This is a genomic window from Streptomyces sp. NPDC047072, from assembly GCF_040643855.1.
Taxonomy (GTDB): Bacteria; Actinomycetota; Actinomycetes; order Streptomycetales; family Streptomycetaceae; genus Streptomyces.
Genome location: NZ_JBEYVC010000012.1, coordinates 25,888 through 45,156, shown reverse-complemented (window position 1 = coordinate 45,156; position 19,269 = coordinate 25,888). Strand labels below are relative to the sequence as shown.

At 67.4% G+C, this 19,269-nt stretch carries 22 protein-coding genes; 3 read left to right on the top strand and 19 right to left on the bottom strand.

Annotated elements, in window-relative coordinates; translation table 11 throughout:
• Positions 1–141 precede the first annotated feature (141 nt).
• From ABZ896_RS07965 to ABZ896_RS07915, 11 genes are all read right to left on the bottom strand, one after another.
• Positions 142–1,047, bottom strand: a complete 906-nt coding sequence (locus ABZ896_RS07965; protein WP_360923655.1) for a fumarylacetoacetate hydrolase family protein — start codon at positions 1,045–1,047, stop codon at positions 142–144.
• A gap of 22 nt (positions 1,048–1,069) precedes the next feature.
• Positions 1,070–2,164: a cupin domain-containing protein gene (locus ABZ896_RS07960; RefSeq protein WP_360923652.1), complete on the bottom strand. Its 1,095-nt coding sequence runs from the start codon at positions 2,162–2,164 to the stop codon at positions 1,070–1,072.
• Positions 2,165–2,253: 89 nt separating this feature from the next.
• Positions 2,254–2,796 carry a hypothetical protein gene (locus ABZ896_RS07955; protein ID WP_360923649.1) on the bottom strand — a complete coding sequence of 181 codons (543 nt, stop codon included), beginning with the start codon at positions 2,794–2,796 and terminating at the stop codon, positions 2,254–2,256.
• On the bottom strand, positions 2,793–3,539 hold the full coding sequence (locus ABZ896_RS07950) for a hypothetical protein (RefSeq protein WP_360923647.1): 747 nt from the start codon (positions 3,537–3,539) through the stop codon (positions 2,793–2,795). Before ABZ896_RS07950 ends, ABZ896_RS07955 begins: the two co-directional genes overlap by 4 nt.
• Before the next feature lie 53 nt (positions 3,540–3,592).
• On the bottom strand, positions 3,593–3,790 hold the full coding sequence (locus ABZ896_RS07945; protein WP_360923644.1) for a hypothetical protein: 198 nt from the start codon (positions 3,788–3,790) through the stop codon (positions 3,593–3,595).
• A 75-nt stretch (positions 3,791–3,865) separates the two neighbouring features.
• On the bottom strand, positions 3,866–4,261 hold the full coding sequence (locus tag ABZ896_RS07940; protein WP_360923641.1) for an antibiotic biosynthesis monooxygenase family protein: 396 nt from the start codon (positions 4,259–4,261) through the stop codon (positions 3,866–3,868).
• Entirely contained in the window at positions 4,258–4,632 is a 375-nt protein-coding gene (locus ABZ896_RS07935) for an antibiotic biosynthesis monooxygenase family protein (RefSeq protein WP_360923638.1), read from the bottom strand. Before ABZ896_RS07935 ends, ABZ896_RS07940 begins: the two co-directional genes overlap by 4 nt.
• 76 nt (positions 4,633–4,708) lie before the next feature.
• On the bottom strand, positions 4,709–5,629 hold the full coding sequence (locus ABZ896_RS07930) for a VOC family protein (RefSeq protein WP_360923635.1): 921 nt from the start codon (positions 5,627–5,629) through the stop codon (positions 4,709–4,711).
• Positions 5,630–5,671: 42 nt separating this feature from the next.
• Positions 5,672–6,517 (bottom strand): fumarylacetoacetate hydrolase family protein, encoded by an 846-nt coding sequence (locus ABZ896_RS07925; protein WP_360923632.1) that lies wholly within the window; start codon positions 6,515–6,517, stop codon positions 5,672–5,674.
• A 41-nt stretch (positions 6,518–6,558) separates the two neighbouring features.
• Entirely contained in the window at positions 6,559–7,731 is a 1,173-nt protein-coding gene (locus ABZ896_RS07920; RefSeq protein WP_360923629.1) for an acyl-CoA dehydrogenase family protein, read from the bottom strand.
• Positions 7,732–7,791: 60 nt separating this feature from the next.
• The gene (locus tag ABZ896_RS07915; RefSeq protein ID WP_360923626.1) at positions 7,792–8,340 is read right to left on the bottom strand and encodes a flavin reductase family protein; all 549 of its coding nucleotides are present in this window, start codon (positions 8,338–8,340) and stop codon (positions 7,792–7,794) included.
• Positions 8,341–8,485: 145 nt separating this feature from the next.
• Between ABZ896_RS07915 and ABZ896_RS07910 the strand changes: the two genes are divergently transcribed.
• Positions 8,486–9,232 carry an FCD domain-containing protein gene (locus ABZ896_RS07910; protein WP_360923623.1) on the top strand — a complete coding sequence of 249 codons (747 nt, stop codon included), beginning with the start codon at positions 8,486–8,488 and terminating at the stop codon, positions 9,230–9,232.
• 166 nt (positions 9,233–9,398) lie between these two features.
• On the opposite strand, the gene ABZ896_RS07905 is transcribed toward ABZ896_RS07910, so the two are convergent.
• From ABZ896_RS07905 to ABZ896_RS07875, 7 genes are all read right to left on the bottom strand, one after another.
• Positions 9,399–10,202: an IclR family transcriptional regulator gene (locus ABZ896_RS07905; RefSeq protein WP_360923620.1), complete on the bottom strand. Its 804-nt coding sequence runs from the start codon at positions 10,200–10,202 to the stop codon at positions 9,399–9,401.
• A gap of 20 nt (positions 10,203–10,222) precedes the next feature.
• Positions 10,223–10,717 carry a VOC family protein gene (locus tag ABZ896_RS07900; protein ID WP_360923617.1) on the bottom strand — a complete coding sequence of 165 codons (495 nt, stop codon included), beginning with the start codon at positions 10,715–10,717 and terminating at the stop codon, positions 10,223–10,225.
• A gap of 97 nt (positions 10,718–10,814) precedes the next feature.
• On the bottom strand, positions 10,815–12,392 hold the full coding sequence (locus ABZ896_RS07895) for a bifunctional 3-(3-hydroxy-phenyl)propionate/3-hydroxycinnamic acid hydroxylase (RefSeq protein ID WP_360923614.1): 1,578 nt from the start codon (positions 12,390–12,392) through the stop codon (positions 10,815–10,817).
• On the bottom strand, positions 12,389–13,489 hold the full coding sequence (locus tag ABZ896_RS07890) for an alcohol dehydrogenase catalytic domain-containing protein (protein WP_360923611.1): 1,101 nt from the start codon (positions 13,487–13,489) through the stop codon (positions 12,389–12,391). Before ABZ896_RS07890 ends, ABZ896_RS07895 begins: the two co-directional genes overlap by 4 nt.
• 13 nt (positions 13,490–13,502) lie before the next feature.
• The gene (locus ABZ896_RS07885) at positions 13,503–14,495 is read right to left on the bottom strand and encodes a hypothetical protein (RefSeq protein ID WP_360923608.1); all 993 of its coding nucleotides are present in this window, start codon (positions 14,493–14,495) and stop codon (positions 13,503–13,505) included.
• Positions 14,496–14,525: 30 nt separating this feature from the next.
• Entirely contained in the window at positions 14,526–15,245 is a 720-nt protein-coding gene (locus ABZ896_RS07880; protein ID WP_360923824.1) for a dienelactone hydrolase family protein, read from the bottom strand.
• Between the two features lie 100 nt (positions 15,246–15,345).
• Positions 15,346–16,341 carry a TAXI family TRAP transporter solute-binding subunit gene (locus tag ABZ896_RS07875; protein ID WP_360923605.1) on the bottom strand — a complete coding sequence of 332 codons (996 nt, stop codon included), beginning with the start codon at positions 16,339–16,341 and terminating at the stop codon, positions 15,346–15,348.
• Between the two features lie 80 nt (positions 16,342–16,421).
• Between ABZ896_RS07875 and ABZ896_RS07870 the strand changes: the two genes are divergently transcribed.
• Positions 16,422–16,886 carry a MarR family transcriptional regulator gene (locus ABZ896_RS07870; RefSeq protein ID WP_360923602.1) on the top strand — a complete coding sequence of 155 codons (465 nt, stop codon included), beginning with the start codon at positions 16,422–16,424 and terminating at the stop codon, positions 16,884–16,886.
• Here ABZ896_RS07870 and ABZ896_RS07865 read toward each other — a convergent pair.
• A complete protein-coding gene (locus tag ABZ896_RS07865; RefSeq protein ID WP_360923599.1) occupies positions 16,883–18,391 on the bottom strand; it encodes an FAD-dependent monooxygenase in 1,509 nt (502 codons plus the stop codon). The two genes, ABZ896_RS07870 and ABZ896_RS07865, sit on opposite strands and share 4 nt — an antisense overlap.
• 87 nt (positions 18,392–18,478) lie before the next feature.
• Here ABZ896_RS07865 and ABZ896_RS07860 point away from each other — a divergent pair, with 87 nt between their 5' ends.
• A complete protein-coding gene (locus ABZ896_RS07860; RefSeq protein WP_360923596.1) occupies positions 18,479–19,174 on the top strand; it encodes a TetR/AcrR family transcriptional regulator in 696 nt (231 codons plus the stop codon).
• The last annotated feature ends 95 nt before the right edge of the window (positions 19,175–19,269 follow it).

Here is a 19,269-nt window from a genome sequence, read left to right as displayed (position 1 = left end):
ACCGGTGAGCCTCGCTCCTCCCCCGCCGCCCGCGGGCACTTGCTCAATCGCCGCATCCAGACAGTGGCTCCGGTCTCCGGCGACCGGGCACGACCACTGGATACGGCGCCGGAGCCGGAACGGGCGGCTGCTCAGGCCGAGTCAGTGCCTCGTCGGAGCCGGCGGGGGCACCGGTCCTCGGTTCGCTCCCCCGGTCGGGCAGGGCACGGCGCTCTCGGCCGTGACATCCACGGTGAGTCGGCCGATGCGGTCCACGATCAGCTCCACGGTGTCGCCGTCCTGGATCGGGGCGACACCGGCAGGGGTGCCAGTGGTGACGACGTCGCCAGGTTCGAGCACCGTGACCGTCGAGGCGTACGAGAGGAAGCTGGCGGCCGACCAGATGAGGTCACGCGTGTTGGCCTTCTGCCGCAGTGCGCCGTTGACGGTCAGCTCCAGACCGACGTCGTCCGGTGAGCCGAGTTCGTCCGGGGTGACGAGCCAGGGGCCCATCGGCGTGAAGGTGTCGAAGGACTTGCGTGTGGACCGGTCCTCGCCGCCACGCATGGTGATGTCCATCAGGCCGGTGTAGCCGAAGACGTGGTCCAGGGCCTGCTCTGGGGTGACATGACTGGCACGGCGGCCGACGACCAGAGCGAACTCGGCCTCGTGGTCGAAGCGCCGGTCGGAGTATGGAAGCCGGACGGTGCCGCCTGGATCGAGGAGCGAAGACGGGGACTTGAGGAAGAACCCGAGCGCGTCGATGTGGTAGTCCTCGTTCATCTCCGCTTGATGGTCACGGTAGTTGACCGGCGCGGCCACGATCTTCGTGGGATCCGGGACCGGCAACCGCAGCCGTACCTCGTCCAGCGGCAGTCCCGCCGATGGCCCGGCCTTGGCGGAGAGTTCCTCCAACAGCGGACGGACGACGGCGAAGTCCGTGATCAGACGGCGGACGAGACTGTACGGAGCCGGGGCGAGGCGGGAGGTGATCAGGTCAGTGATGTCCAGGACACGACCGTCCCGTTCGAGACCGAGGCGGTCGTCGTCGAAGCGCACGATGCGCATGAAGACTCTCCAGAGTGAGGCATCAGGCGGACGGGGTGATCTGGGAGGGGTCGGCAGTCCCGTGCTCCCTCCGCAGGCCCAGAGCTTCCAGAACAGGGGCGTCACTGACCGTGAACAGGTCGAGCGGCTCCTCCGCTATGTAGGTCACCCACGTCCAGGAGGGAACCGCGACCAGGTCACCAGGGGTGATGTGGTGTGCGGTTCCATCGAGGATGACGACGCCGGCACCACGGAAAACCGCGATGAGTGAGGAACCCGCACGCCGCACGCCCGGAGCCGTGTGGCCAGGCAGATACCGGTGCATCTCGCACCGCATGGTCGGCATCACGTCACGACCGCTCGTCGGGTCGGCGAAACGGACGTACGCGTGGCCGGTGTCGGCGGCCTCACTGCTCTGGTCGGTGAACTGACCGCTCAGGGCACGATCGGTGTCAGCCCACTGGTAACGCAGCAACGGTGAGTGAGCTGGCGCCTCCGAAGGCTGACCACCGGGGAGCAGGCCAGGGCCACCCCCGTAGCGACTCTCGGAGGCGGACCGGACGACGGTGTTGTTGGACGCGGCGGGTTCGCGTCCGGGCTCGAAAAACACCGCATCCAGCGCCTCCACCAGCGGCAGGTCGAGTGCGTCGAACCATGTCATGGGGTCGGCACCGGGGTTGTGGTGTTCGTGCCAGGTCCAACTCGGCGTGAGGATGAGGTCTCCGGCCGCCATGTGCAGCGGATCACCGTCCACCAGCGTCCACACACCCTCGCCCTCCAAGACGAAGCGCAGGGCTGCGGGGGTGTGGCGGTGGGCGGGCGCTGTCTCCCCGGGACCGAGGTATTGCACGGCCCCCCACAGCGTGGCGGTCGCGTACGGCGCACCGCCGAGCCCGGGATTCGCCAGTGCCAGCACCCTGCGGTCGCCCCCACCCTCCACGGGGACGAGATCCCCTGCCCGCTCGCCCAGCTCACGCAGCTCTTTGCCACGCCAACGGTAGGGCACGGCCTTGGGCTTCGGGGTATGGGTGAGCAGCCCGGTCAGTTCCCACAGCGGCTGAAGGTCTTTTTCCGCGAAGTCCCCGTACAGGTCGCTCAGTGCTGAGTCATCAGCCGCGTGAAAGCGCCGCGTCGCCATTTCTTCTCCATAAGTGTCATGCGGGCAGGAGCGGACTGCCGCTTGTGCGGCGACGGCCGAGGAGACCGCCGTACGTCGAAATCGACGGGTCAGGCAGGTGGGGTGGAGGTCGGCCAGCCGTAGGACGCCAGGTTGATCCCAGGGTGGACCGCCGCGCACTTACCGCAGGTGCGGGCGGCCGGATCAGTGGTGAAACGGGCGCAGGCGGCGGCGTACATGCGCACGACCGGCTTGTCGTTGTCGTGTTCCCACTCGTAGCGGCACAGTTCGTTCTGGCATTCCGGGCAGAACCATGTGGCACCCTGCAGGCCGGCCTTGAGCGGCATGTAGCGGATCGTGACACCCTCCTGGAGTGGCGCGATCTGGTGCGGAGTGCCGGCCGGGACGTAGACATGGTCCCCCGGGTCCATGCGGAACCGGTTCACGGAACTTTCCCTCAGGTGCACCTGCGCAGCGCCGGACAGCTGGCTGAGCACCGTGTCCTTCTGGCAGATCAGGTGGAAGGGCTGCGGCAGCCAGTTGCGTGACAGATAGAGCTGGGGGTCGGTGTCGGCGGGCAGGACTGCGGCGTCCTCGTAGTTCCCCAGCTCGGCGGCGACCTTGAGGGCGTGCAGCATGCGACGGCGGTTCATGACTTCGTCTCCTGCTCGGCCTGTGCGGAGGCGGCCTGGCGCATCGCGCGGTGAGCCTTGGATACCGCCTCGGTCTGGGTCACCATCCGGGCCCAGCCCCAGATGTCCGCGGGGAAGAGGTCGTTCACATGCCCGCAGGACTGACAGGTGCGCCCCTGTTCGGAGTTGCGTCGACCGGCGAACTCAATGGAGCCCAATGTCGTGGCGAACTGGCGCACCGGGGCGTCGGGCTCACCGTGGCGAGCCGCGTCGTAACCGGGGAGGGGGTACGGCGTCGCGTCGTAGTCATGGCGGACGAGCTCCGCCTTGCAGTTCTTGCAGCGGGCGATCAGCGCCTCCGACTGGTCGCCCTCCTCCGACTGGTGCTGGGTGACGACCAGGACGGCGAATGCCTCGGGATTCTTCTCGTCCCGTAGGAAGGAGTTCACTCCGTGCAGATGCTGGGTCGCCATGATCTGCCCAGTGGCAAGCATCGCCTCGTTGGAGCCGTACGTGACGGCCACCTCGTTCACCTCGTTCCAGTGGAAGAAGTGCCCGTACGCATTGTCGGGGCCGCCGACCAGGACGTTCCCGCAGGGGACGATCGCGCCGGCGTGGTCGTACGGGAACAAGGGCGTCAACTGCGCGGCCGCCCTGGCCATACGTTCGTAGACGTTGGCCTTGAGCGGTTCGCGGTCAGGGTCGGGCGGCGGGATCCGCCGTGTCTCTTGAAGGCCGTCCTGCTCGGCCACATCCTCGCTCACCACACCACCTGCAATTTGTCGCACGATACGGAACAGTGACCCCTATTGTGAAACTAGATATGAGGAATGGCAAGACGGATATAGATCTGGCACTCACGGATCAGCTCTCCGATGAGCCCGTAGATCGTTGACGCCCGGATCTGCATCTGGCTGATCACGTCGTCGATCTGCCATTCGTTCGGCCCACGTGCCTCACGCCCGCGAGGGGCGAACACAGGAGCGTCGATGGGGGGATCGACCGTCGAAGACACGGTGTACTCCCGCAGATCGTCGTGGCGCCCTAGCGTGGTGGCTGTGCGGTCGGGGCGCCGCACAGCCACCACGGCTCATGCCACGCAGATGCCCTCGACCGCTGCCTCGGTCAGGAGCTGCCGCGTGCAGAGGGTGCCTGCCGGGTATTCGGTCGCGATGGCCGCGAACTCGGGGGTGGAGACGGCCGCGCGGAGTGCCGCGGGGGACTCCCAGACGGCCAGGTTGATGATCGTGTTCCCATCGCCCGGTGTCCTGTGCAACTGGGCGCGGATGAAGCCGGGTTGGGTCACCATGTAGTCCGCGTGGCGTCGCCACTGTTCGAAAGCCGCGTCCAGCGCCCCCTTCGGGGCCACCACGATGTCGAGGAGGGTACAGGGACCGGTGTCGAGGCCCACCTGGGTGAAGAAGTCCTGTCCGGGATCGAGCTCGAAGAACGTGAGGTCGTCCGAGCCTGCTGCGTGAGCGGTCATGCGACACACACCCCCGGCACTGCGACCTTGCGCACCACGATCGGGTGGGCGATCGAGCCGTCCGGGTAGAGCGTGAGCGTCTTCTGGAACTCCTCACGCCTGAAGGCGCCCTGGAGGGATGCCAGGTTCTCCCAGGTGGCCACATTCGTGAGAATGCGGCTGTCACCGGTGCCGCGGTACAGCTGGGCGTCGACGAATCCGGGCTGCGCCTTCATGACGAGGGCGTCCTGGCGCCAGATGTCGATGACCTCGTCGACCTGTCCTTCCGGGGCGACGAAGACGTTGATGAGGGTGATGGGCTGTCCGTCGTCCGGTTCCTGGAGCTGTGCCAGGAAGGGGGCCGAGGCATCGAGGTCTTTCAGCTCGATCATGTGAACTCCTCTACAGGGGGTGAAGGGACGTCCTCAGCGCCGGTCGGCGATCAGGACGTGTGCGGGGCCTACCGGTTCAGCCGCTGTGTGAACCCGTCATCAGTCCGGCCAGGTCGTCGGGCTTGATGAAGGAGGGCGGCGGGGGCGGCCCCCAGTTGAACAGGCCCTTGGCTCCCTCAAAGACCTCGGGCTTCCAGAGCTGGTCGTCGACGATGCAGTCCAGGTCGGAGTAGTACTCGGAGAAGTTGCCCGCCGGGTCCTTGAGGTACCAGAAGAAGTTGGAGCCGACGTGGTGCCGGCCCAGCCCCCACACATGCCGTTCGGGATGGTCCTCCAGCATGGCCGCGGCGCCGCGACCGACCTCGTCGATGTCGTCGACCTGCCAGGAGGTGTGATGCAGGAACGCCACCGGCGCGGCGAGGACAAGGACGTTGTGGTGGTCGGTGGAACAGCGCATGAAGGCACCGACGTCGCCCATCCGGTCGGACAGCTTGAAGCCGAGACCGTCGAGGAAGAACCCGCTCGTGGCCTCGAAGTCGGTGGTACCCAGGACCACGTGGCCCAGCTTGCGGGGGCGGACCGGAGCGCCACGCATGATTCCCGGAGCGCGCATGCCGGTCCGCTCGATGCGGCCGGGACCGTTGTACGGGGTGGGCGGGGTCTCCGGCTGGGTGACGCGGGGCTCGACACGCAGTACCGCACGGACACCCGTGATCTTGTCGTACGCGGTGAGGGTGTCCTCCCCCCGCTCGGCGTGGACGCCGAGCCGGTCGAGCCTGGCGGCGGCCGCCGCGAGGTCGTCGGGGGTGTCGACGCCGACGCTGATCTCGATGAGACGGCGCGTCGGCGCGTGGGTGATGTGCAGCTGACGGCCTCCGTCGAGGGTGCTGAACGAGCCATCCAGTTCGTAGGTGAGGCCGAATTGGGTGTAGTAGTCGGCGGTTTCGGCAGTGTTGGGGACTCCCATGACTATCGAAGAGAGTCGGTGCAGGGCCATACGGAACTCCTGGACGCGGAAGGGTTGCGAGGGAGCGCGCGCTCAGGCGCGGAAGGTCTGACGCAGTTCGCCGATACCCTCGACGTGGCTGACGAGGACGTCGCCGTCGGTGAGCCAGCGCTGCGGGGTGCGGCCCAGGCCGACCCCGGCGGGTGTGCCGGTGAAGATGACGTCGCCGGGATGCAGGGGCAGGATGGCCGAGAGCCGGGACACCAGCGCGGGTACGGGGAAGATGAGGTCGCGGGTGCGGCTCTTCTGGACTTCTTCACCGTTGATCGTGCAGCCCAGCTCCAGGTCGTCGGAGTCTGCGAACGCGTCCGGGGTGACCAGGTAGGGGCCCATAGGCGTGAAGCCGGGATAGGACTTGCCGAGGCCGAACTGGGGTGCGGGACCCGTGAGTTGGGTGATGCGCTCGGAGATGTCCTGGCCCACGGTGAGACCGGCGACGTACAGCCACGCGTCGTCTTCGTCGACCTGGTAGGCGTGCTCGCCGATGACGACGACGAGTTCGACCTCCCAGTCCGTGTGACCGCCGTCGGGCAGCCGCACCTCGGTGACCGGCCCGGTGATGCTGGAGACGTACTTGGTGAACACGGGCGGCAGCGTGTCGGGTACGGCGAAGCCGGACTCGTCTGCATGGGCACGGTAGTTGAGGCCCACCGCGAAGCATTGACGCGGCTCCGGGGCGGGCGAGCCCAGTTCTGTGGCGGCGAAGGATCGTCCTCCGGACAGATAAGCGCCGGCCGCCCAGGCGCGGAAGGCGGCCCAACGCCCATAGACGCCCTGAGGGTCGGGGCCGAACAGGCCGTTGCTGGCCTTCTCGACGTCCACGGCGGTCTCGTCGTCCTTGATGATGACGAGACGCCCGGACAGGTTGGCGGTACGCACGTGCTGCTCCTTCGGGAGACGGGGATGCCTGGGTGACCTGGTCACACGAGGGGGGTGATCTTCTCCTCGACGCCGAGCAGGGCCTTGCCGTAGACCTCCATGGCAATGGTCGGCGCGGCGACCGCGTGGCGGCCGGCGGTGTTGGCGTCGCGCCAGATCCGCTGCAGCGGGTTGACCTCGGCGAAGGAGGCGGCGCCGTGGACGCTGACGAGCGTGTCGATCGCGGCGAGTACGTTCTGGATGGCCCAGCCGGTGTCCGCGCGGACGCGGGCACGCTGGGTGAAGTCGAGGTAGGTGCCGTCCTGCGCGGCCTGGTCGATGTCGGTGGCGGCGCGGTGGGCGTGCAGCGTGGCGGTGTCGATCCGCTGGGCGGCCTCGGCGATCTGCAGTTGCACGGCGACCGACTCGGCCTGGGTCTCGTAGAAGGTGTAGGAGATCGGCTTGCGAGAGGCCTTCTCCGTCACGTACTTCAGCGCCGCGCGCCCCAGTCCCAGTTGCGGACCGGCCAGGACCAGGGCGAGGACGGGCACGAATCCCGAGCGGGAGAGGACCTCGTCCGTGTGCTCCGTCGGGTAGTTGCCTTCGATGGCGGCGGGCACGGACATGACCCGGTGCTCCGGTACGAAGATGTCCTCGGCGATGAGGCAGTTGCTTGCGGTGCCCTTCATGCCGGCAACGAACCAGGTGTCCTCCAGGGAGAGGTCCGTCCCCGGTACGAGGACCAGCCCCTGGTCGACCACATCACCTTCTTCGTTGGTGAGGGGTACGCCGAGCACGGCCCAGTCGGAGTGCGACGAACCGGAGTTGTAGTACCAGCGGCCCGACACCTGCCAGCCGCCCTCGACCTTGACGCTCGTCGAGGTGGGGGTGAGCACGCCGGTGACCCGGGCGTCCGGATTGGCGCCGAACACGTCGTCCTGCGCTTTGGACGGGAAGAGGCTGGTGAGCCAGTTGCACACGTTGACGAGAGTGGCGACCCAGGAGGTCGAGCCGTCACCCTCGGCCAGTGCGGCTGACACGTCGAGCATGGTGCGCATGGACGTCTGGTGACCGCCGTACCGCTTCGGGATCGACAGCTTGAGAAGCCCGGCTTCACTGATCGCGTCGATCACCGCATCCGGTACCCGACGGTCGGTCTCGGTGACCGCCGCGTGCTCGCGCAGCAGCGGCTGCAGGGCCACGGCACGGGCGACGAGGTCATCATGGGTCGTCATGGTGGTGCGCTCTTTCTGTCGGTCGGCGGGTCGAAATCCCAGGCCGGAGCGGGAAGAGGGTCAGCGCGCGAAGGCGGCGACGTGTTCGCGGATGCTGTGTCGAGGACGACTCGCGTAGGCGGAGTGGGTCCCGAAGGTGCGGTATCCGTAGACGAGCGGGGGTGCGGGTGTCGTCCGGGCATGGACGACGGTGCCGAGCAGCAGCAGGTGGTCACCACCCTCCACGACATCGCTCACCTCGCAGGTCAGCCACCCCGGCGCGTAGTCCAGGCGGGGCAGGCCGTGATCGAAGTGCCAGTCGACGCCGGCGAACCGGTCGGTGTCACGGCGGGCGAAACTCAGCGCGAGGTCGTCCTGGTTTCGGGCGAGGACGTTGACGCCGAAGCGCCCGGTCGCGGTGATGCGAGACAGGACTGCGGAACCACGGTCGAGCGCAACGGTGACCATCGGCGGCCGCAGTGACAGGGACGCGAAGGCACTGACCGTCGTGCCGTGGGGCAGGCCCCCGGCCGTGGCTGTGACGATCGTGACCGGGGCACACACACCTGCCATGAGGTCACGGAACTCCTGCTCACCAAAGGCGGGGATCATGGAACCTCGATTCGTCATGATGATTATGACGATGTTGCATCCCTGTTTCTCGCGACGTCAAGAGATGGGACGATATTCGTCATAATGAATTGGCATTACCTGGCACGAGGATGGGGAGACCGTGGGGGCACAGGGTCAGAGCGCTCGGCGCGAGGAGCAGTCGATGACAACAGACAAGAACACCGACGAGCCGGCGCTGCGACGCGACGACTGGGGACAGGCGGGGGTCCCTTCGCGCGCCGAAGCGGCGGCGGATCTCGTGACCGGGTTCGCATCCCGCGTGCATCCCGGGACGCGCCTGGGAACGAAGGACGAACTCCGAGCCCGCTGCGGGGTGTCGGTCGGAACGTTCAACGAGACACTGCGACTGCTCCAGACACGGGGAGTCGTCACCGTGCAGCGCGGGCCGGGGGGCGGCCTGTTCGCCGCCGAGCAGACCCCCATGGCGAGGCTCGCCCATTCCGTCCTCGCGCTCGACGCCTCCCAGGCCGACGTGGTTCAGGCGCTGCGCATCCGCAACGCACTCGAACCTCTGTTGTGGCAGGACGCTCTGTGGAACGCCTCGCCCGCGGACATCAGAGAACTGCGCCGCCACCTCGAGCGAATGGAAACGGCTGCCGAAACAGGCGACGCCAACGCGTTCACAAGGGCCAACTGGCGGTTGCACGCCGGGGTCGCCGACCTCACCCCCAACGCCCTGCTGTGCTCGCTGTACGTTGCCCTCCTGGACTTGGTCGAGCGCCACTCCCTGGCGGTACGGCCGCAGCCGGGTGTACTCCTGGCGCAACACATCCACGACCGCTGCAGGCTGCACGCCGCGCTCATCGACACTCTCGACAAACGCGACGAGGCAGCCCTGATGCGACTGGTCGCGGAACACGACACGACTGCGACCGCCACCGACGAGTGACTCCGAGCCACCGACGGTCGACCATCGCGAATGTCCACGCATGTCTCGCATAGAAGGACCATTGTCCTATCTATTTGACTACGTGGCCAGGCTCTGACCTGCCCGGTCTTTGCGAGAGACGCCACATCGCACCGGGTGGCGGGCCTGAGAGATCGACCGAAGCGCTTCAGTCTCCGGTCACCGCCAGTCGGCCGCTGATGCGCTCGGCGGCATCGCGCACGACTCCGACCACCTCACCCAGTCGGCGGTCCGGGATCCGGTGTTCAAGGGCGGCCACGCTGAGAGCCGCCACGACAGCCCCGGCTTCGTCACGGACAGGGGCGGCGATCCCGAGGATGTCCGGGTCGAGTTCACCCCGGCTGACACAGTGCCCGTCGCTGCGGATTTCCGCGAGGCGGTCCATCAAGGTGTCGACGTCCGTCAGGGTTCGTGCGGTGAATCGCTGGAGCCGCTGGCCCTCCAGCAGCTCCCGGCACTCCTCATCGGGCAGCCATGCGAGCAGCGACAGGGCCGCCGCTCCGGCATTGATGGGGAGGACGCTGCCGCGCTCGTAGGAGATCCGCACCGGATGGCCCGACTCGCAGCGCTCCACACATATGACCGCTCCCCCGGTGCGGCGAGTGAGCAGCACTGTTTCTCCGACGTCGGCGCACAGGTCCCTCATCACGGGCAGGGCGATCTCCGACAGGCCGTACCCCCGCCGAGCCAGGCGCGCCAGCTCCAGAACGCGCAGCCCCAGGCGGAAACCGCCGCTCGGGTCCTCCTCCAGGAAGCCGCTCCCGACGAGACTCTGCAGGTACCGGTATGCGGTCGAGCGTGCCGTTCCCAGGGAGGTGGCGACCTCCTGAGCCGAGACGGACAGCTTGCTCTCCGAGAAGAGCCCAAGGATGTCCAGGGCCCGGTCGGCGGTCGAGTTGCGTTCCCGGTAGTGCCCGGCCGATGCGGCCGCCGCTGAATTTCGTCCTGTCATGCAGGACATCGTACGGGTCGTTACTGGACCGGTTGGTACGCGGCGCCGCCATCGTTGAGCAGTCGCTCAGCCTCCGCATAGATGTCCTCGGGAGGGAGGCTGAAGTCGATGGTCTTGCGGAAGGGCTGCCGAACGTCCCGGTCGATGCGGAGGTAGACCTCGTTGCGGTTGCCCTCGGGATCGAAGAAGTAGATGCCCAGCGCGTTGCCGTGGGTGACCTCCTGCTGGACCTTGACGCCTTCCTCCGCGAACCGCTGATGGAAGGCGCGCAGGTCTTCCACGGACTCCACGCGCCATGAGATCTGGTGCTGCTGCTTGTCGCCGACGGGCGAGGTGCGCCCGGCCTGGAGCACGAACTCGTGATGCTCCTCGTCCGGACGTGCACTGAAGAAGACGATCTGCAGGCCATCGTCCCCGTCAGTTACGGTCAGGCCCATGACGCGCTCGTAGAAATCCCGCATTTTCGGCAGATCGTAGACCCATAGCCCGGTGTGACCGAGTCCGATGATCGCCATACCGTAGCTCCAGTCTCACTTAGCAGGACACATGTCCTACTTAACGTCACAAGCGTACGATTGGTCTGCGTGCTGGTCAATGACAGCTTCCATGAGGTCACCTGGTCATCCAGCGCAGAGCTGCGGTTACGTTGGGGATGTCCTTCGGGCCCATGACGGCGGCGATGTACCGGTCGGGTTTGACCAGGACGAATCGGTTCCGGGCGGTGGCCAGCGCCTCCTCCAGTCGGCCGTCCGCGTCCGCGATCGCCCGGCGTGTTCCTGCGGCGGGCGGCAGACGGTCGCCGAGAGATGCGTCGATCCGCTCGATGCCCGCCCAGGTGGGGGTGTCGAAACGTCGCCAGGCAGCCGCGGGGACTTCGACACCTAGCAGAGCGAACGAGTCGCCGAGGGCGTCGTCGAGGAGTTGCGGGCGCAGGCCCGGCTGCACCAGCACCCGTGGCTGGGGCAGTTGAGTGCCCGTCAGGACGTGATCGCCCTGCACGAGCCCGGCGTCGTGCCGCGCCCGGGGGCGGAACCGCATCTCGGTGAGGTAGCGCCGTCCGGGCGGCGTACGCAGCATCGTACGGACGACGACGTCGCGTACGAGAGCTCGCCACCGGTCTGTGGTCATGACTACGTCACCGAGACGTTCGGAGAAGCGGACCATCGCCGCGGCGTGGGGGAGACGTTCGGCTTCGTAGGTGTCGAGGAGGCTTTCTCCAGCCCGTTTGTGCCACACCTCGTCGATCTTCCAAGCGAGGTTCGCGGCGTCCCGTATCCCGGAGTTGAGGCCCTGGCCCGCGAAGGGCGGCATCATGTGCGCGGCGTCGCCCATGAGCAGGACATGCCCGTCGCGCCACCGGTCAGCGACCACGGCGTTGAAGGTGTAAGCCGTACATCGCTCCACCTGCTCCTCTGTGAGTGGCCGGTAGGGCGCGACAAGCCTCCGCAATGTGTGGAAGTCGGGCTGGTCTCCCTTCTCGCCCTCGCCGGGACGGAGGAGGAACTCGTAGCGGCACCGGCCGTCGCGGCCCGGCACGATCACGGTGGGCCGATGGGGGGTGCCGTGATGCATGCCGTAGCGCTCGTCGTGGGGATCGCCGGTGGTATCGGCGACCAGCCAGACTTTCCGGTGACTCGTGCCGGTCATGCCGATGCCACGCAGTTCTCTGACGGTGGAGTGCCCGCCGTCGCAGGCCAGGACCCAGCTGACGTGGAGCAGTTCGGTATCCGTGTCACCCGATGCCCGGATCGCGGCTGTCAAGCCGGTGCCGGCAGAGTTGTCTTCCAGGCCGACCAGCTCCGTGGAGAAGCGCACGTCCGCCTCGGAACGAGACTTCAGCCCGTCCAGGAGGACGTTCTCCAGTTCGGGCTGGGCGAACTGGTTCTTGAACGGGAAACCGAGGCGGTATGGCTGCGGGCCCCGGGCGTGGAAGAGAGGGCGGCCGTGGCGGTCGTAGTAGCGGGTACCGGTGCCCGGCACGACGATCTCCAGGACCTGGTCCGCGAGGCCGGCCGCCTGCAGGGTCCGCAGGGACTCGTCGTCCAGGCTGATGGCCTTGGCCTCGTCGCTGGTGGAGGCGTTGCGCTCCACCAGGATGAGGGGTATGCCGCGCGCCGCGAGGAGGTTGGCGACGGTGAGGCCGACGGGTCCGCCGCCCACGACGAGCACCGGCGGTTGCTCACGGGTCACGGGTTGACCACCGCCATCCACATCGGTTCGGCCCTTCTCTGCAGGATTGTGATCCCCGCTTTCGCTTCGGTCAGAGGGAAGCGGTGGGTGATGAGTTCCTCTGCTTCGAGGGCGTTCCGCGCGAGGAGGGTGAGGACTCCCTGCGCGTCCGTGCGGGTGCAGGCGCGGGTGCCGACGATGCGCCAGCAGTTGGCCATGACCGCGACCATGGGAAGTGTCAGAGGGGTGCGGTTTGCCCCCATGTGAACGAGGGTGCCGCCGATCGTCAGGGCGGCCAGTGCCTGTGAGGTGGCCGGCCCGTCCGGGACGAAGTCGACAACTGCGTCCGCGCCCTGGGGAGCCAGGGCGCGCAGGGCTCGGGTCAGCCCGCCTTCTTCAGTCCAGCGCGCGGGCAGCTCTTCGAGGGCCACGACGTCGGTGATGACATCGCGGGCGAGGGCACGTACGTCGGCCAGACGAGCGGCGCTGCGCCCGACGAGGATCAGGTGGGACACACCGAAATGGGGGGCGAGTTTAACGATGGCGGTGCCCATCGTGCCCGTGGCGGCGGTGACCACGAGGGTGGCCCCCAGCGGCAGGTCGGCGCACTTCAGGGCCCGTACGGCGTTGGCAAGGTCGTGGACCTTCGCGCCGACGTCGAAGGACACGTGGGCGGGCAGCGGGTCGACCAGCCAGTGCGGCACACGGATGTACTCGGCCAGACCACCGTCGTGGTAGCGGTCGTACAGCGGCATGGGTACGTCCCCGAAGGCGGCGTGGCCGATCATCGCCTGCTGCGGGCACATCATGTCCCGGTCGGAGCGGCAGTAGCCGCAGGTACGGCAGTTGAGGTTGGGATGCACCCGCACCCGCGTCCCCGGGGTGACCGTATCGACCTCGTTGCCGACGGCGGCGATCGTGCCTGCGGCCTCGTGCCCGACCGTGGTGGGCAGATTTCTGAAGGCACCCTGGGCGAGCAGGGTCATCATGCCGGGCGCAAGGCCAGCGGAGGCCACTTTGACCAAGACGTCATGGGGGCCGGGTTCGGGGATGCCGATCTTGTTGAGGTGCAGCGCGTCTGAGCCCTCCTGGGCGCGCGCCGCCAGCATGACAGTCATGGTGTGCGTCTCCTTATCGGTCTGATGGCTGCAGCGCGGCCAAGCGTTCGGGGGTGTACGGCTCGGCGGTCCTGGTGGTCTCGGCGACCTGCGGAAGTTCGGGGGCGGCATACAGGCCGATGTGCCGACTCTCCTCGGCACAGACGCTCGCGTGCGCGACACCGAGCGGGATGCGCACGAAGTCACCCGGTCGGAGGTCGACGATGCCGCGCTGGCTGATCAGGGTGCGTCGGCCGCTGATCTGATACTGGATCTGATCGGCATCCAGGGTGCGCCGGTACACGCGCTGAGTATTGGGTTTCAGGCAAACGGTGCCCATGCGGAAGTCGACGCCACGGTAAAGCCAGGTCATGCCAATTTCGTCGGTGCCAGTGAGGACCTGGAGGCGCTCATCCTCGGCGTAGACCTGCTCGAGCAGCCTCAACTCGTCGACAGGCGTGACTGTAACGTCGTGTCCCGCGGCACCCATGCAACGGGTGACCGCCTCGTTGACCTTGCCTGGTTCCCAGCCGGGAAACACGGGGATCACTGCCTGCGACGGCCGTGCTGGGGCGCGTTCCTCGCGGACAGGAGTGGGTGTATAGAAGAGCAGGTGGCTCTCGCGACGCCCGTAGTTGTCGTGGGCGACACCGCGAGGCAACCGGGAGAACTCTCCCGGCCGGTGTTCCACGACGCCGAGCTCGGTCATCAGCGTGCGCTCGCCGGCGATCTGGTAGGAGATCTCGTCGACGTCGCAGTTGCGGTGGTAAAAGGGCTGGCGGTTGTCCATCGTCTGCCACTCGACGCGGATCTGTGCACTCTCGTAGATGCCGCGGGGCGGGGCGAACGGCACGGCCTCGTAATCCTGCGGGAAGTGGACCACACTCAGCGGCTCGTGATCCCGCCACAGCTTCACCGGGAACGAGTTGGGGTGGGGCGGGGAGAGCAGAAGGTGCTCATCGCGCTCGACCAGGCGGGACGGCTCGTCGGAGCAGGCGACCGCGATAACTTCGGTGACAGTGCCCATGAGACTTCCTGTTTCGGCGTAGGGCGGTGGTCAGGCGGCCACGGGCAGGTACTTGTCGAGAAACGCGTGAGTACGCCGCCAGGCCCTGCGTGCACTGATCTCGACGTACATGTGGGGGCGGGCGTCGCAGGCGAAAGCATGCCCGGCACCCGTGTAGATGTGGCTCTCGAAGTCGGCTCCCGCGGCGGTGAGAGCCCCCTCGATGGCCGCGACCTGTTCGGCGGGAATGGTGGGGTCCTCGGCACCAACGTGCAGCAGCAGGGGCGCGTCGATCTCCTTGGCCCGGTCCAAGACCGCATACGGGCCGACTGCGATACCAGGGCCGTAGAAGACGACGGTGGCGCCGAGTCCGCTGATGCCGGTGGCGGCGGTGAAGGCGGCCCGGCCGCCGAAGCAGAAGCCGTTGAGGGCAGTACGGGAGGCGGGAACGCCTTCCTTTTCGGCAAGGTGTTCGAGTACGGCCTCGACATCGGTGGCGATCGCGTCCGGCCCAATTGCGCCGATCAGAGGCATGGCCTCGGCATGCTGTTCGTAGGCCACTGTGCCGACTCCGTTGCGGTGGAACAGGTCAGGGGCGAGAGCGAGGAAACCACGGGCGGCGTAGCGGCGGGCGATGTCCTGGATGTGGTCATTGACGCCGAATGCCTCCTGCAGGACGATCACCGCCCGGTCGGTGGTGTGTTCGGGCCGTGCGACGTACACGCGCATCGGGCCGTCTGCTGTGGTGACAGTGATCCAGTTGTCCGTCATGGTGGTCACGCCGTGCTGGTGGTTCATAGCTAGTGCCGAGCCCTTCCCTGCTTGAATGTGCGGTGGCTGGTGGTGCGATGGGACATGTGCACGCCGTGGGTCATGAGCCGGGCAGGGCGCTGTAGTAGCGGGCGGCTCCCCGATGCAGAGGGAGGGGTGTCGCACCCAGGGCCCGGGGGTCAAGGGGAAAGGTCAGCGGGCTGCACTCGGGAGCCAGGTGAAGGTACTGGCTCTCAAGGGTGTGCCTCGTCTCCCCGAGCACCCAGGCGATTGCATAGCCGACGTCGTCGGGAAGGTCGGCACGAGCGAGCACTAGGACGTCGGAGAAATCGAGGGTCCTGAAAGCAGCCCGCCCGGGAAAGTATTCGCCCTCGACGACCGTCGCCGGCCAGGCGAAGTCGTCGAAGAGCCCTCCGAGGACGTCCTCCTCGATCTCCAAGAGGTTCAGGTGCCGACTGATATCCAGCCAGTCCGGCTGCATGATCGTCTCATGCACGATGGCGTTTGCCCGGCCTTCTCTCACATGGTCGAGCGACTTGGACGGGTACTCGTCCTCGAGCAGTTCGCCACCCCAACCGGTGATGTCGACGCCCGACCGGGTCAAGACCTCGTGTGCGGCGAGTCCGACGTGGTGGGCACCGTCCTGGACGGCTGTGGCCAGCCGAAGTACAGGCTTTCGCTCACGAAGCTCGGCAAAGGTGGTGATGCCGAGATCCCTGTGTACCGCCACGACCAGGCGAGCTCGTCGCGGAATCACACCGAGGGCTCGAAGGTCCGGGTAAGACTCGCCTGCGTACACGCCGCTCCCTTCGAGCGCCGCGACCGTGAAGGCGGCCGGCGTCGTCAGGGCGACGTGGACCTCGCCACGGCCTACCGCCCGCACAGCGTCGACGAACCCCCTGCCGTTCCAGGTGGCAATCCGGGTGTGCGGGCCCGAGCGCCCGGCGAGTTCCTGGGTGATCCAGCCGCAGATCCGATGCAGGTTCGCGCTGCCCCAATCGCCTCGCAGATGCAGGGTCAGGGAGCGGTCGATCTTTGGTTCCGCGGAGCGGATGGGCGACGCATTGAACGGGCACATAATGACTTCCTGTCCCATAATATAGGACTACCATCCTGCTAAATGGAATCCTAGGTGGGGTGAGTATTCAAACACGGAGAGACGTACAGGGAGCACAGGTGACTGAGGACGTGACGGAGCGAGAATCCGAGCAGTTGCCCGCCGACCTTGTTCGTCTGGTCCGGACACTCCACCGGGCGCTCCGGCAGCGCCAGACTCCCCCGGTGGGCCAGAAGGTCCGGCCCCTAGCCCAGGAAGTGCTCCACCTCGTCGAGAGCCGACCCGGCGTCAGCATCCGCGAAGTCGCGGACAGCCTGGCCATGCAGCCCAACAACGTCAGCACGATCGTCACCCAGCTCATCCGGGACGGGTTCATCGACCGACGCCCCAGCGCGCGTGACCGACGCTTCGCCGAACTCCACCCCACGGAGAAGACCATCGGAGCCGGCAGGGCCATCGACGACAGTCTCGACGAGGTGATCTCAGATGCCTTGCTCCGCCTGCCTCCCCAGGCCGGACAGCGCATCAGCGCCGCGCTGCCCGATCTGTGGGAACTGGCGCGCACCATTGTGCCGAGTGCTTAACGGCTGAGCAGTTCGGCGAGGGCATCGCTGACGGCGGCCCTGGGATCGGCCGGGGCTTCCTGCGATCGCCAGGCGACGTAGCCGTCAGGTCGGATCAGCACTCCCCCGCCAGGTTTGAGGTCGAACGCGAGAGCGACCTCGTCCGCGCGCACCTGATCCAGCGCAAGGCCGGGGATCGGTTCGAGGTCCCAGTCACCGCCTACGGTGAGCAGCACCCAGTTCCGCGCCGAGAGATCTATCGTCGACACCCGGTCGTTGTCGCGGTCGAGCCAGACGTGCGGTGCGCGGGTCCCCGGACGGCCCGCCCATTCGTCGGGGCGACGCGCCGGTGGCAGGTCGGGCCCGGCGCCCAGCACGGCGGAAGAACGGTAGAGATAGCCGAAGCACAGCGCAATGTCGTCGATGATCTCGATGGCCTCGCGAGGCCCCATGTCGACCAGCTGCTGGTCCTGTCGGGCGAAGAGTTGTTGATGACACAGCCAGGCGACGGGCCGCCGCTCCGCGTCGTAGGAGTCGAGCAATTCCTCACCGGCCTGGCCGGAGAGCACCGCAGCGAGCTTCCACGCCAGATTGTGCGCATCCTGGATGCCGGTGTTCGCGCCATACCCACCACGGCTTGGCGGCAGGGTATGGGCGGCGTCTCCGGCGAGGAAGACCCGGCCGTGCGCGTACGATTCGGCGATCGCCGCGCGCATCTCCCACCGCCCGGTGGTGATCAGTTCGTAGTCCACATCGGAGACTCCGATCGCGCTGGTGATCAATCGTCGCCACTCGGGCTCTGTCGGCTCCTCCTCGGACTGGAGCATCAGTACCCAGCGGTCATCCCCGTAGGACAGCAGAAAAGCCTGGAGATCCGGCTGGTCGATGACGAACTGGACGAACCCGTCCCGCAGATGCTCCAGACGGGCGTCGAACAGAACGCTGCGTGTCGTGCCCAGATAACCGCGGCCGCTGCGGGTGATCCCGAAACTTTCCCGGATCGGGCTGCGGTGACCATCCGCGGCCACGAGGTACTTCGCTCGGACCGACCGTTCGCCACCATCGACGACGTCGCGGATCAGACCCGTCACCCCGGTCTCGTCCTGTTCGAAGGACACCAGGTTGGTGCCGAACCGGATGTCCGCGCCGAGTTCTTCGGCCCGCGCACGCAAAAGCGGCTCCAGCTTGTCCTGCGGTAGGCCGATCTTGTCGGCTGGTGAGTAATCAGCCTCCGGTGCATTACCGGACTCCCACGGCAGCTCCTCCAGCCGCTCACCGGCCAGGCTGGTCACGCGGACCCGCCGGAAGCCGTCGCGGAAGGCCGGGATCTCCGGCCATCGCACCCCCACGGACCGGTACAACTCTGCTGTCCGCATCGTGTACCCCAGCGCCCGGGGGTGCGGGGAGCTGCCCGGATGCCGCTCCACGAGCGTCACTGGCACGTCATGCCACGCCAGGAACAGCGCCGTGGACAACCCGACGAGGCCCCCGCCGACCACCAGCACGCCGGTCGATTCCTCGATCATTCCTTCCTCCTTCAATACGCCGTATAGTGCGATACAGCGTATCGGACGATACGGCATAGTGAGCGGAGTGGGGTAACGTGACTGCCAATGAGTGAGCCAAAACCGGTGTGGGACCGGCCCGAACCAGCCAGCCGCCCGGCGCCCGTACCGCTGAGCCGGGAACGGATCGTCGCAGCAGCCATCGAGCTGGCGGACGCGGAGGGCCTCGCAGCGGTGTCGCTGCGGAAAGTGGCGGCCGCACTCGGCGCCGGGCCGATGCGGCTGTACGGATACATCGACACTAAGGAGGACCTGTTCGACCTCATGGTCGACGCGGTATACGGGGAGGTCCGGCTCCCCGAGTCGACCAGCGACTGGCGTTCCGACCTGCGCGAGATCGCGCACGAGACCTGGCGATGCGCGCTGCGGCACGAGTGGTTCGCCGAACTGCTCGGCGGCCGACCCCACCTCGGCCCGAACGCGTTGCGCTACCTGGAGGTCGCGTTCGCCACGTTCGGAGACCGCGACGTCGACACCATCATGGTCGCGTTCGGGGCGCTGAACTCCTACGTCGTCGGCGCGCTTCGCACCGCGCTGGCCGAGCTGAACGCCGAGCGGGCGACCGGTATGACCGAGGACGAGTGGCGGCTGACCCGCGGCCCGTACCTGGCGCAGATGGTGGCGACCGGTCACTACCCGGCACTGGCGAAGATCATGGCCGAGACGACATATCCCGATCCGGCCACCCTCTTCGACCCGGGCCTGGAGATACTCCTGGACGGTATCGCCGCACGCCTGGCCTAGCGGCTCAACCGTTGCGCTGGCCGCGGCTTGCGATCCCTCCACGGAGCGGGGTGAGGTCGCAGCTCCCCCCGTCGGCGGCCCAAGTGCCCGGCCCG